At 71.6% G+C, this 12,397-nt stretch carries 13 protein-coding genes; 7 read left to right on the top strand and 6 right to left on the bottom strand.

Annotated features, from left to right (window positions below; all coding sequences use genetic code 11):
- Nucleotides 1-20: 20 nt before the first annotated feature.
- Nucleotides 21-638, bottom strand: a complete 618-nt coding sequence (locus tag ACIRSS_RS06355) for a TetR family transcriptional regulator (protein ID WP_400891257.1) — start codon at nucleotides 636-638, stop codon at nucleotides 21-23.
- Between the two features lie 82 nt (nucleotides 639-720).
- On the opposite strand from ACIRSS_RS06355, the gene ACIRSS_RS06350 reads away from it, so the two are divergent.
- The gene (locus tag ACIRSS_RS06350) at nucleotides 721-1,191 is read left to right on the top strand and encodes a nitroreductase/quinone reductase family protein (RefSeq protein WP_400891255.1); all 471 of its coding nucleotides are present in this window, start codon (nucleotides 721-723) and stop codon (nucleotides 1,189-1,191) included.
- Nucleotides 1,192-1,215: 24 nt separating this feature from the next.
- On the opposite strand, the gene ACIRSS_RS06345 is transcribed toward ACIRSS_RS06350, so the two are convergent.
- On the bottom strand, nucleotides 1,216-2,217 hold the full coding sequence (locus ACIRSS_RS06345) for an LLM class flavin-dependent oxidoreductase (protein ID WP_400891252.1): 1,002 nt from the start codon (nucleotides 2,215-2,217) through the stop codon (nucleotides 1,216-1,218).
- Nucleotides 2,218-2,254: 37 nt separating this feature from the next.
- On the opposite strand from ACIRSS_RS06345, the gene ACIRSS_RS06340 reads away from it, so the two are divergent.
- On the top strand, nucleotides 2,255-2,716 hold the full coding sequence (locus ACIRSS_RS06340; protein WP_400891249.1) for a MarR family winged helix-turn-helix transcriptional regulator: 462 nt from the start codon (nucleotides 2,255-2,257) through the stop codon (nucleotides 2,714-2,716).
- A gap of 6 nt (nucleotides 2,717-2,722) precedes the next feature.
- Here ACIRSS_RS06340 and ACIRSS_RS06335 read toward each other — a convergent pair whose 3' ends face one another.
- From ACIRSS_RS06335 to ACIRSS_RS06325, 3 genes are all read right to left on the bottom strand, one after another.
- Nucleotides 2,723-3,499 (bottom strand): SDR family NAD(P)-dependent oxidoreductase, encoded by a 777-nt coding sequence (locus tag ACIRSS_RS06335; RefSeq protein ID WP_400891247.1) that lies wholly within the window; start codon nucleotides 3,497-3,499, stop codon nucleotides 2,723-2,725.
- Between the two features lie 24 nt (nucleotides 3,500-3,523).
- On the bottom strand, nucleotides 3,524-4,267 hold the full coding sequence (locus tag ACIRSS_RS06330; RefSeq protein ID WP_400891245.1) for an SDR family NAD(P)-dependent oxidoreductase: 744 nt from the start codon (nucleotides 4,265-4,267) through the stop codon (nucleotides 3,524-3,526).
- 100 nt (nucleotides 4,268-4,367) lie between these two features.
- Nucleotides 4,368-4,979, bottom strand: coding sequence for a TetR/AcrR family transcriptional regulator (locus tag ACIRSS_RS06325; RefSeq protein WP_400891243.1), 612 nt, complete (start codon nucleotides 4,977-4,979; stop codon nucleotides 4,368-4,370).
- A gap of 98 nt (nucleotides 4,980-5,077) precedes the next feature.
- Here ACIRSS_RS06325 and ACIRSS_RS06320 point away from each other — a divergent pair, with 98 nt between their 5' ends.
- From ACIRSS_RS06320 to ACIRSS_RS06310, 3 genes are all read left to right on the top strand, one after another.
- Nucleotides 5,078-6,463 (top strand): MFS transporter, encoded by a 1,386-nt coding sequence (locus ACIRSS_RS06320; protein ID WP_400891241.1) that lies wholly within the window; start codon nucleotides 5,078-5,080, stop codon nucleotides 6,461-6,463.
- Between the two features lie 15 nt (nucleotides 6,464-6,478).
- Nucleotides 6,479-6,772 (top strand): putative quinol monooxygenase, encoded by a 294-nt coding sequence (locus tag ACIRSS_RS06315; RefSeq protein WP_400891238.1) that lies wholly within the window; start codon nucleotides 6,479-6,481, stop codon nucleotides 6,770-6,772.
- A 330-nt stretch (nucleotides 6,773-7,102) separates the two neighbouring features.
- A complete protein-coding gene (locus ACIRSS_RS06310; protein ID WP_400891235.1) occupies nucleotides 7,103-7,897 on the top strand; it encodes an isocitrate lyase/phosphoenolpyruvate mutase family protein in 795 nt (264 codons plus the stop codon).
- A 13-nt stretch (nucleotides 7,898-7,910) separates the two neighbouring features.
- Here the strand turns inward: ACIRSS_RS06310 and ACIRSS_RS06305 are convergent, their stop codons facing one another.
- A complete protein-coding gene (locus ACIRSS_RS06305) occupies nucleotides 7,911-9,848 on the bottom strand; it encodes a potassium transporter Kup (protein ID WP_400891233.1) in 1,938 nt (645 codons plus the stop codon).
- A gap of 596 nt (nucleotides 9,849-10,444) precedes the next feature.
- On the opposite strand from ACIRSS_RS06305, the gene ACIRSS_RS06300 reads away from it, so the two are divergent.
- Both ACIRSS_RS06300 and ACIRSS_RS06295 read left to right on the top strand, forming a co-directional pair.
- Nucleotides 10,445-10,918 (top strand): MarR family winged helix-turn-helix transcriptional regulator, encoded by a 474-nt coding sequence (locus tag ACIRSS_RS06300; RefSeq protein ID WP_400891231.1) that lies wholly within the window; start codon nucleotides 10,445-10,447, stop codon nucleotides 10,916-10,918.
- Between the two features lie 70 nt (nucleotides 10,919-10,988).
- A complete protein-coding gene (locus ACIRSS_RS06295) occupies nucleotides 10,989-12,377 on the top strand; it encodes an MFS transporter (protein WP_400891230.1) in 1,389 nt (462 codons plus the stop codon).
- The last annotated feature ends 20 nt before the right edge of the window (nucleotides 12,378-12,397 follow it).

Here is a 12,397-nt window from a genome sequence, read left to right as displayed (position 1 = left end):
GCCTCGACGAGAAGCGGAACTCAGCGTCCGGCGACAGCCCCTCCCGCGGGGTAGTCGAGGCCGGCGGCCAGCAAGTCGAACGCCTGCCCGGTCAGCTCGGACTCCGGGGCCTCGTGGCCGGCCGCCCGCCAAGCGGCGACGGCCGTCTGGACCGCGCAAAGGGCCACCGAGACCACCAGGTGGGGCCGGGGGTCCACGGCCGGGTCGACGCCCATCCGGGTGCCGACCAGGCGCGCCACCTCGTCGAACCGGGCGGTCGCCCGCTCGACGCGCGCGGCCGTCAGCGCGGGGCTGACCGAGATCACGTTCTGCAGGCCGTGGAAGCGCGAGTCGGTTTCGTACGTGCGCATGACCTCGACCGCGGCCGTCCGCAGCGCGGTCAGCACCGGCAGGCCGGCCGGTTGCGCGGCGAACGCGTCGAGCACCGCGGTGATCTGTTCGTCGGCGAGGGCCAGCGCGACGTCCTCCTTCGAAGCGAAGTACCGGAAGAACGTCCGCGACGAGACTTCGACGGATTCGGCGATCTGGTCGATGGTCGTGGCCTCGAACCCGTGGGCGCAGAACAACGCCTGGGCCGCGTCGATCAGCGCCTCCCGCGTCCGCTGCTTCTTCCGTTCCCGCAGGCCGAGCTTCTCCATGGCGGCCAGCGTACGGCAACCACGTCACCGAGAGACAGTTGTCAGTTGACGACAAGTGTCACGAAGTGACAGTATTTCGAGCATGCCGAAACCTCCCGCACCGACCTCTCGCTACTGGAAGCTGAACCGGCAGCTGGCGCGGCTCAACACGGTCCTGTTCCAGCGGACCGGCGGCAAGATCGGCGGGTCGTTCTTCGGTGGCGCGCCGGTACTGCTGCTCCACCACGTCGGCCGCAAGTCCGGCGAGGCCCGGATCAGCCCCCTGATCTACCTCGACGACTCGCCACGGCTGGTCGTCATCGCGTCGAAAGGCGGCGTGGACGCGCATCCGGCGTGGTTCCACAACCTGACGGCGATGGCGACCACCGAAGTAGAGCTCCCCGGCGGCGAACGCCGGCGGGTCCGTCCCCGCGTCGCCGAGGGCGCGGAGCGAGCCTCGTTGTGGGAGCGAGCGGTGGCGATCTACAAGCCGTACGCGACCTACGCCACCTACACCGAGCGGACGATTCCGGTGGTCGTACTCGAACCCGCCGGCACCACACCGGCCGAATAGGCCAGGGCAGCGTCGTCACCCGGGTCACGCGCGGACGGCGTCCGCGAACACCTCCAGTTCGCGTCGGATGTCGGGGCCGGTCGGCTGCAGCTGGACTTCGGTGACTCCTTGGCCGGCCAGCGCCCGCACCGCGGCCCCGAACTCCTCGGCCGGTGCCGTCCACGTCGTCGCCGTGAGCGAGACGTGGCCGCCGGCGTCCCACGCCGCCCGGTCCGCCTCGTTCATCTCCTGCACATGACCCTGATGGATGACCAGGTGCCGCTCGCGTTCGGGGACGCGTTCGACGACCTCGAGCCACGCGGGACCGCCCGGCATCTCACGCACGGCGTCGGCGCCCTGCATCGTGTGGACGAAGTGGAACATGCCGCCCCAGAGCGGTCCGGCCGCCAAGCGGACGCGTTCGTCGGTCACCCGCTCACCGGGGTCGAGCGGGGTGCCCAGGATGGCGAGGCTCGCCCGCTTCCAGTCCTTCATGTTCTCGGTGGGCCGCAGCATGCCGAACAGCCCGTCCGCGCCGAGCCGGCGGGCGACGGCGTCACCCTTCGGGCCGATGGCGCCGATCAGCAGCGGCACGCGCAACGGCAGCTCGCCGGCCAGGTCGCTGGTGAGCAGCAGCTTGATCGGCGCGCCCTCCCAGTCCGCGGATTCGCCGCGCAGCAACGCCTGGAACACCTGGACGTACTGCTCCAGATAGGACCACTTGAGCGCGGACTGCCCGGTGGCGGCGCGGCTGGAGAAGCCGGTGCCGAACGCGACGTTCACCCGGCCCGGCGCCAGCTGGTGCAGCGAGACGGTGTTGGCCGCGTTGACGAGCGGGTGACGCAGGCTCGGCACGAGCACACCCGGCCCGAGGCCGATCGTGCTGGTGCGCTCGGCGGCGCGGTGCAGCTGCACCCAGACGTCGTCGCCCTGGAACGGGGTGTCGAACAGGAAAGCGTGGGAGTAGCCGAGCTCCTCGGCGTACTGGATGTGTTCGGGTGCGCGGCGGGTCGGTGGCAGCGCGACGGTGTAGGCGAGGTCGGTCATCTGCGGTCTCTTTCTGCGGGCGAACTATGCTGATCAGGTGGGTGCGGACGGGACGGACAAGACGCCGCTGAGCGCGGGGGAAGAAGAGCTCTGGCGGGCGTTCGCCTGGGTGCTGAACGTGCTCCCCCGGACGATGGACCTGCGGCTGCAGGAGCGCGCGAACATCACCGGGCCGGAGTACGTGGCGCTGGCCAACCTCGGGGACGCGCGCCCGGACGGGCTGCGGATCAGCGAGCTGGCCGGCCGGGTCGGGTTGTCGCCGAGCCGGGTCAGCCGGCTGGCCGAGAGCCTGGTCCGCCGCGGCGAGGTCGAGCGCACCCGCGGCGGCGAAGACGGCCGCAGCGCGCGGCTGACCATCACCGACGCCGGGCTGGCCCGGGTCGAGGCGGCGTGGCCGCACCAGGTGGCCAGCGTGCGCGAGCACGTCCTGCGCCACCTCGATCCGGCCGACCACGCCGCACTCACCCGGTCCCTGCGGGCCATCGCCGACGCGCTCTGAGCGGGCTCAGGCGGCAGGCGGGGCGATTTCGGGTTGCCCGCTGCCCGCCGTCAGCCCGCCGTCGACCGGCAGGACGACACCGTTGACGAACCGGGCGTCCGGTCCGGCCAGGAACACGATCACGTCACCGACCTCCTCCGCGGTCGCGGCGCGGCGCATCGGGATCCGCTGCGCGAACGCCTCCGCGACGCCGGGGATCGCCCGGAACGGCACGGTCATCCCGGTTTCGGTGAGGCTCGGCGCGACGGCGTTGACGCGGATGCCTTCCCGGCCGTGGTCCTGGGCCATGCCCCGGGTCAGGTTGGCCACGGCGCCCTTGGCCGCGTTGTAGCCGACCGCCGCGGGATCCCCGCCCAGCCCGCTCACCGACGACACGTTGACGATCGAGCCCTTCGTCGCGCGCAGGTGGGGAATCGCGGCGCGGGAGCCGAAGAACACCGCGTCGAGGTCGATGGCCATGATCCGCCGCCACAGCGCGTCGTCGGTGTCCTCGGCGCGGCCCGGCAGTGCGGCGCCGGCGTTGTTGACCAGGACGTCGAGGCGGCCGTGAGCGCGCGCGACCTCGTCGACGAGCTCGGTTGCCGCGTTCTCCTCGGCCAGGTCGGTGACGCGGACCTCGATCCGGCCGGGCGCCTGCGCGGCGACCTGGTCCAAAGTGGACTTGGTGCGGCCGGCGATGACGACGGTCGCGCCTTCGGCCGCGAACCGCAGCGCCGCGGCGGCGCCGATGCCGGAGCCGCCGCCGGTCACGATGACGACCTTGCCGTCGAATCGGTTGTTCACGAGTTCTCCTTGGGGTGGAAGGGTTCAGTGCGGCGCGACGGCTTGCAGGCCGCCGTGCACCGGCAGGACGGCGCCGCTGACGTAGCCGGCGGCCGGGGTGGCCAGGAAGACGACGGCGTTGGCGATCTCCTCGGCCTCGGCGACGCGGCCGAGGGTGGTGACGCCGCCGAGCGCTTCGGCGAATTCGCCGTAGGCCGCGGTGCCGGGAGTCCGGGTCGGGCCCGCCGCGACCGCGTTGACCCGGACGCCGGCGGGTCCGTACTCGTCCGCCCAGATCTTGGTCAGCAGTTCCAGCCCGGCCTTGGACGCGCCGTAGGCGCCACCGCCGCGGCCGGGGACGGACGCGCCGAAGGTGCTGAGGTTGACGATCGCGCCCTGGCCCCGCCGGACCATGCCCGGCGCCAGTTCGCGGACCAGGATGAACGGGGCCCGCAGGTTGACCGCGAAGTGCGCGTCGAAGGTCTCGTCGTCGGTGTCGGCGGTGGAGCCGAACAGGTAGATGCCGGCGTTGTTGATCAGGATGTCGACGTCGCCGGCGGCCTCGGCCAGCCGTCGCACCTCGGCCGGGTCGCCCAGGTCCGCCGCGACGAACCGGGCGGTGCCCCCGTCGGCCTGGATCTCCTTGACGACGTGGGCGCCGCGGCCGGTGTCGCGGCCGTGCACGACGACCTCCGCACCGAGTGCGGCCAGCTGCCGGGCCACGGCTTCGCCGATCCCGGCGGTGGCGCCGGTGACCAGCGCTGTGCGGCCGGCCAGTTCGTGGGACATGGTGACTCCTCGTTGTCGAAGGTTCGACACGGCTAACAAGTGCGTGCGCACGCACATTCCTGCTACGGTGTGAGCTGTGCCACTTCCCCAACGAAGCCGGTCAGGCGACGGCGTGCCGGGCCACCTCGCCGACCGCCGTGTCGAGCGCGGCCCGCAGCGGTGCGGGATCCCCGGTGGCCTGCGCGAGCAGAAGCCCGCCCTGGAACGCGGTCATCAGGACGTAGGCGAGCCGGTCAATGTCGGTGTCCGCTCGCAGTTCGCCGCGGTCGCGCATGGCCAGCAGGCCGCCGCGGAACTGGTCGCGCCAGCGGCCGAAGCCACGCACGACGTCGTCCCGGAGCGCCGGCTCGGTCTTCAGCACTTCGCCGGCCAGCGAGCCGAACCGGCATCCGCCGCGCCAGGGCTCGCCCGGCCCGAGGTAGGACGCGGCCCAGGCCCGCAGGGCGGCAACACTGTCCAGTTCGCCTCGCGGCGGCTGGCTGTGGGCCCCCATCATCGCGTCGGCCTGCCAGTCGAGCACGGCGCGGACCAGGCTCTCCTTGTCGGGAAAGTAGTGGCTGAGCTGAGAGCCGCTGACGCCGGCGGCCTGGCGGATCAGGTCGTTGTTCGTGCCTTTGACGCCGTGCTCGTACATCAGGTCGGCGGCGGCCTCGATGATGCGCTGCCGGGTCGCCCACCCCTTGCGGGTCAGCCGGGGTTCCGTCGTCGTCATGACCTCACCCTACCCGTTCTGGGCTTGACAACCCAGAACCTTCATCCTTAAATGGGCTACCAAGCCCAAAATGAGGAGGAGAGATGGTCTCGAGCACCATGAACACTCGCTCCACGCCCCCGGGCGAGCAGGGCGACCCGCACCGCTGGGCGATCATGACCGTGCTGGGTGCGGTCGCCTTCATGGCGCAGCTGGACTTCTTCATCGTCAACGTGGCCCTCGACGGCATCGGCCACTCGTTCGCGGGCAGTTCCCCCGCGGCGGCGTCCTGGGTGCTCTCGGCCTACGCGATCGTGTTCGCCGCGGTGCTGGTCCCCGCGGGCCGGCTAGCCGACCTCTACGGCCGCAAACGCGTGCTGCTGCTCGGGATCGGCGTGTTCACCCTGGCCTCCGCGCTCGCCGCGTTCGCGCCGAGCCTGGCCGTGCTGATCGCCGCGCGAGCGGTGCAGGCGATCGGCGCGGCGATGATCGTCCCGACGTCGCTCGGCCTGCTCTACCCGAGCTTCCCGCGTCACCAGCACACGCTGGTCGTGGGGCTGTGGGCCGGCGTCGCCGGCGTGGCCGCCTCGGCCGGACCGCCCGTGGGCGGTCTGCTGGTGAGCCTCGACTGGCGGTGGATCTTCCTGATCAACCTGCCGATCGGCGTGGCCACGATCCTGGCCGGCCTGCGGCTGTTGCCGGAGGTCCGCGAGCCGGCCGGCGGGAAGATCCCCGACATCGCCTCGGCGCTGGCGCTGTTGTCCGGCGTCAGCCTGCTGGTCCTGGCCACGGTCCAGGGCCCGTCCTGGGGCTGGGCGGATCCGAAGACCATCGGCCTGTTCGCCGCCGCCGCGATCTTCGCCGCCGTCACGATCCGGCGCAGCCTGACCGCGCGGATGCCCGTCGTCGAACCGCGGCTGTTCCGCAGCCGCGAGTTCACCGCGGCCACCATCGCCCTGCTCGGCTTCTTCACCGGCTTCGCGATCTTCCTGCTCGGCAGTGCGCTGTTCGTCCAGGACGTCTGGCACTTCACCGCCGTGGAAGCCGGGATCGCCATCGCACCCGCGCCGATCGTCTCGGTCGGCTTCGCGATGAGCGCCGGGCCGATCCGACGCCGGTTCGGCCGCGTGCTGCCCGCCGTCGCCGGCACCGCCACGATGGCGCTGGCCGCCGGCTACTGGCTCGCGACCGTCACCGACACCCCGGCCTACTGGACCACCCTGTTCCCCGGCCTCGTCCTGATGGGCGTCTCCGGCGGCCTGTCCCAGGCCCCGCTGTTCGCCGCCGCCGGCAGCCTGCCCGCCGACCGCGCCACCACCGGCAGTGCCGTGCTGAACATGAGCCGCCAGATCGGCAGCGCCATCGGCGTCGCCCTGCTCGTGGCCCTCATCGCCGGCGCCCCCGCGACCCGGACCTTCGACCGCGCGTGGGCCGTGCAGCTCGCCACCGGCCTGCTCGCCGCCGTCACCCTGTTCCTGTTCCGACGTCCCGTGAACCACCGCTGAAAGCAGGTCGAACCGATGTCCCAGATCCAGCTCATCGCCCGTCACACGATCAAGCCCGGCGAAGAAGCAGCGGTGTTCGCCGCACTGCGGCAGCTGATCACCGCGGCCCGCACCGAACCCGGCAACCTCGCCTTCGAGGCCTACCGCAGCATCGACGACGAACGCAGCTACGTCCTGCTCGAGCGTTACGCATCCCCCGAAGCCCTGGCCGCCCACCGCGAGGCCCCGCACTTCAAGGAACACCTGCTCGGCGAAATCGCGCCACGCCTGGCCAACCGGGTCATCGAGGAGTACGACGTCCGCGACTGAACTTCGCGGCACGCAAGGGAGTCACCGTGAACGACCTCGTCCTGACCGGCGCTGCACTGGTGCTGAGCCGGCCGGCCGACGACGGAGCCAGCCTGTCGGTCCGGCTCTCGAGTCGCGTCTTCCAGTCGCTGCGCGTCCAGATCGACTGGTCGCATCCGGTCGAGCGCAGATCGCTCTTGAGCTCACCCTGGACGACGGCGACCCGGCCGGCCCCTTCACCATCACCCGCGACCTGGGCGCCCTCCCGCACGGCAGCGAACAAACCCTGCGCGCCACCATTGCCACCCAGTCCCTGAGCAGACGACGACCGGCCGACCCTGGGAGCACCCGATGAACTTCCACGACCTGCACCACGGGGACATCCCGCTACTGCTGCCGAACGCCTGGGACGTCGCGTCAGCCGTCTCCTTCGCCGACGCCGGCTTCCCCGCCGTCGGTACCACCAGCTTCGGCGTCGGCGCCGCGGCCGGACACCCCGACGGCGCCCGCGGCAGCCGGGACGCCACCACCGCCCTCGTGCACGCGCTCGCCGCGCTGCCCGCGTTCGTCTCCGCCGACATCGAGGACGGCTACGCCGACGACCCGGACGAGGTCGCCGCCTACGTCGCCGACCTCGGCGCGTCGGGCATCAACATCGAAGACAGCACCGGCGAACGCCTGATCGACCCGGCAGCGCACGCGGCCAAGATCGCCGCCGTCAAACGGGCCACGCCGGCCGTGTTCATCAACGCCCGCATCGACAACTACTGGCTGGGCCAAGACGCCACCGTCGAGGCGGTCTTGCGCCGGGCCGAAACCTACGCGAACGCCGGGGCGGACGGCATCTTCGTTCCCGGGGCCACCGACCTGGCCGAACTGCGCGCGTTCGCCGACGCGATCCCGCTGCCGGTCAACGTGCTCGTCGTCCCCGGCCGCACACTCGACCAGCTGGCCGAAACGGGCATCCGCCGCGTCAGCACCGGGTCACTTCCCTACCGCGCGGCGCTGGACGCGGCGGTCGGCGTCGCGACCGCTCTCCGCGACGGAACCCAGCCGGCCTCCGCCACCTCATACCCCGAGGCCCAGCAACGTCTGGCCCGCTACGCCCGCCGGTACATCGATGAAACGCGCACGGCAACAACGTGACCCCAACGCAGGCTCACACGTCGATGTGCGAGCCCATGATCACCGTGCGGTCGCGCGGCAGGCTGAAGTACTCCGCGGCGTCCGCCGTGATGTACGACGTCGCGATGAACAGCCTCTTGCGCCAGGCCGCCATCGTCGGTTCGGGGCCGCGCTGCAGCTCGATCTTCGACAGGAAGTACGACGCCTCGGCCACGTTCAGCCGTCCCTCGGTTTCCGCCGGGTCCAGCTGCGCCAGCGCCCCCGGGACGTCCGGGGTCTCCATGTAGCCGTAGCGGGCGGTGACGAAGATGATCCCGTCGTCCCGGTGGCCCAGGTCCTCGACGGTCACCCGCTGCCCGGCCGGCACCCGGGGTACCGGCTCGGTCTCCAGCGACATGATGACGACCTGTTCGTGCCGCACGTGGTTGTGCTCGGCGTTGGCCCGCAACGCCAGCGGCGCGGTCTGCCCGCCCCGGTTGAGGAAGACGGCCGTGCCGGGAACCTGCTGCACCGGCATCTCGCGGTCGCTCAGCTCGTCGATGAACTCCCGCAGCGAGCCCTCGCGACGCTCGCGTTCAGCGGTCACGATCTTCCGCCCGCGCTGCCAGGTGATCATCACGGTGAACGCCGTCAGGCCGATCAGCAGCGGCAGCCAGGCGCCGTGCACCAGCTTGGTCAGGTTGGCGCCGACGAACAGCAGGTCGACGACCAGCAGCACGGTCGCGCCGGCCCCGATGAGCCAGCGCGGCGTGCCCCACTTGGCGCGGGCGACGTAGAAGAACAGCAGCGTGGTGATGGTGATCGTGCCGGTCACCGCCATCCCGAAGGCGAACGCGAGCGCGGCCGAGCTGCGGAACGCGAAGATCAGCGTCAGCACCGAGACCATCAGGAGCCAGTTGACCCACGGCACGTAGATCTGCCCGCGCTCGGTCTCCGACGTGTGCGCGATCCGCAGCCGCGGCAGGTAGCCGAGCTGGGCGGCCTGCGACGCGACCGAGAACGCTCCGGTGATCACCGCCTGGGACGCGATCACCGTCGCGGCCGTCGCCAGCAGCACCATGAGCAGGCGGCCCCAGCCCGGGACGAGCAGGAAGAACGGGCTGCTGGTGTTGGCCGGGTCCTCGAGGATCAGCGCACCCTGGCCGAAGTAGCTGAGGACGCAGGCGGGCAGCACCAGGAAGAGCCAGCCCCGGGTGATCGCCTTGCGGCCGAAGTGGCCCATGTCCGCGTAGAGGGCCTCGGCGCCGGTCACCGCGAGCACGACCGCCGCCAGCGCGAAGAACGCGATGTCGAAGTGGCCGATCATGAAGCCCAGCGCGTACGTGGGTGAAAGTGCCTTGAGGATCTCCGGATGCCCGGCGATGCCGATGACCCCGAGCAGGCCGATCACCGCGAACCAGACGATCATCACCGGCCCGAAGACGCGCCCGACCGCGGCCGTGCCGCGCTTCTGGACGAGGAACAGCACCACCGCGATCACGGCGGTGATGGGCACGACCCAGTCGTCGAACGACGCGTCGACGACCTTGAGGCCCTCGACGGCGGACAGCACCGACATCGCCGGCGTGATCATGCTGTCGCCGAAGAACAGCGCGGCGCCGAAAATGCCCAGCCCGGCCAGCACGGCGGCGGCGCGTTGGCCGCGCGGCCCGCTCCAGCGGCGCAGCAGGGTGATCAGCGCCATGATGCCGCCCTCGCCGTCGTTGTCGGCGCGCATCGCCAGCAGGACGTAGGTGACGGTCACGATGATCATGACCGACCAGAAGATCAGCGACACCACGCCGAACACGTTCTCCGGGCTCACCGGCACCGGGTGCGGGTCAGCCGGGTTGAACACCGTCTGCAGCGTGTAGATCGGGCTGGTGCCGATGTCCCCGAACACCACCCCGAGCGCACCGACCACGAGGCCCAGCCGGGCCACATCGCGGGCGGACGACGGTGTTCGCTCCGCCGTGGTCGTCTGCTGGCTCACGCGTCCTCCTCCGGCCAGTCCGCCTGGCACCTCGAGGCGAAACCCTACCGATCCACTGTGTCCGGACGCCGTCGATGGCGGCGGGTCGCGAGGCGCTTTACACGTATTGACGGTTTCTTAACGCCCGGCCGCGGCACCCGGGGTCAAGGCGACGTCAACGCGGCCGACGCCGCAGTCAAGGTCTCGTCGGCGGAGCTCGCCGGGCTGATCCGCCAGGTCCATCAGGTCGAGCAAGCCTCCGGGTGCCGTCGGTGATCTCGCCCGCCTCGATGCCGATCAGCTCACGCTTCGGGGCGCGGTAGTCGATTCCGCGCACCCGTCTCCTCGCCGGCGTCGCCGCGGAAGTGGTTCGAGCCGGGCCTGCGAGCCTGCCCGCAGCGGATCCTCGGCAGGACCGCGCGTCCCGCCGGGCAGACCGTGGTCGAACGCGCCGAGCTGCCCCGGCTCGGAACGCAGCGACCTGCGCCCGCCTCGACCGCGAACCGCTCGAAGCCGGCGCCGGGCGCGGTCGTGGAATCGGCTCTTTGCAGCGAGCCTCTCCCGACGTATAGTCGGGCTCGGCAACACTTCGGGTACCGGAACATACGGGGGCCTAAATGTCCGCTCGCGACACCGCGACTTTCGACGAGCCGGGGCCGGACGCCACCCTCGGCGAGGTCCTCCTCGCCCTGGGCGGGCGGCTGACGCGGCTCCAAACGGAGCTGCTGGCGGGCCTCGACCAGCCGCTCACCATCCGGCAGTACCGGATCCTGTCGCGCGTCGGGGCCGGGCACACGTCGCTCACCGCGCTGTGCAAGCTCGCGCACCGCAACCCGTCGACCATGTCCGAAAGCGTCGACAAGCTGGTCAACCAGGGACTTCTGTCCCGCCGCCCGTCGGCCACGAGCCGGCGCACCATGCAGCTGGACCTGACCGCCCGAGGGGTCGACGCGCGCGACGCCGCACGGCGGGCGCTCGACAAGTTCACCGCCGAGCTCACCGCGGGCCTCACCCCCGAGGTCCGCGACCAGCTCCTGCCCACGCTCTCCCAGCTCTACCACGGCGTCCAGGGCAACCTCGACGACCGGTAGCCGGCGAAGACCCAAGGGGGGTCCGCAGAGCGCACAACCGCTGGTCCATGCCACAGAGAGGTGGCCCGCCATGCCCCCGTCCCCCACCGCCGCGTCCCGCTCGGTGCTCGCCCGGCTCGACGAGTCGGCGTTCACCGCACGGCACCTCGGAATCTACCTGACCGTCCTCTTGGGACACTTCCTGTGCGGGTTCGTCATCAACCTCACCGGGGTCGTCCTGCCGGGCGTCGTCAAGACGTTCCACCTCACCAGCGAATCGGCCGGGGTGTTCTCCTCGGTCCTGTTCGCCGGCATGCTCGTCGGCGCGGCCGTCGCCGGCAGCGTGTCCGACCGGTTCGGCCGGAAAGTACCGCTGGCCATCACGATCATGGTCTACGCGCTGTTCTCGCTGGCCGCCGTGTTCGCGCCCAGCTTCGGCACGCTCCTCACCTTCCGGGCGCTGCAAGGCATCGGGCTCGGCGCGGAGATCGCCGTGGCCCTGCCCTACATCGCGGAGTTCGCGCCGTCCCGCCACCGCGGGCCACTCGTCACCGCGGCCACGGCCGCCTGGCTGATCGGCCTGCCGACCGCCGCCGCGGTAGGGACCGCCGTGGTGCCCGTGTGGGGCTGGCGGGCGATGTTCGCGATCGCCACCGTGCCGGTGCTCGTCGGCGCCGCCATGCTGGCGACGCTGCCGGAGTCGGTGCGCTACCTGCTGCGCCGCGGCCGGCTCGCCGCCGGGACGGCGATCGTCGACACGCTCTGCCGCGGCACCGCCGCGAGCGCACCCGCCGAGCACCCCGAGGCGCCCGAAACGCGCGGCACCGTGCGCACGCTCGTCGCCCGGCGCTACCTGCGCTACACCGTCGCCCTCTGGTTCATGGAGGTCTGCGCCGGGGCGTTCCTCTACGGGCTTTCCAGCTGGCTGCCCTCGATCCTCGAAAAGCAAGGCGTCGGTCAGCTCAAGAGCTTCGGCTACACGGCGATCATCACCGCGGCCGGCGTGGTCGGCGCCCTCCTGGCCGGGCAGCTGATCGACCGGATCGGCCGCCGCGTGGTGCTCGGCGGCGGGTTCGTCCTCAGTGGACTGCTGTGCCTGCTCTGGGGCACCACGTCCGCGGCCGGCGCGGTGATCCTGCTCGGCTCGCTGGCGACGTTCTTCGGCAGCGGCCTCGCCGGCAGCACGCTCTTCGCCTACGCCAGTGAGCTCTACCCGACCGCGAGCCGCGCGACCGGGCTCGGCTGGGCCGCGGCGTGGCAGAAGGTCGGCGGGCTCGTCATGCCGGCGCTGGCCGGGTTCGTCCTGGCCATGCACACCTCGCAGTTCCTGTTCTTCCTGCTCTTCGGGGTCATCTCGGTCCTCGCCGGGCTCGCCGCGCTGGTGGCGACCTTCGAGACGCGCGGCCGCACCGTCGAGCAGATCACCCAGGAGATCACCGGGGCACCGGTGGCGGCCTCGCGTGCGATGGCCCGCTCCTGACCGACCCACCACACCGTGGA

This window comes from Amycolatopsis sp. NPDC101161 (assembly GCF_044768185.1).
In the GTDB taxonomy this organism is placed as follows: domain Bacteria; phylum Actinomycetota; class Actinomycetes; order Mycobacteriales; family Pseudonocardiaceae; genus Amycolatopsis.
Note: the sequence above shows the minus strand (reverse complement) of the source record. Positions and strands in the feature narration are given on the sequence as shown.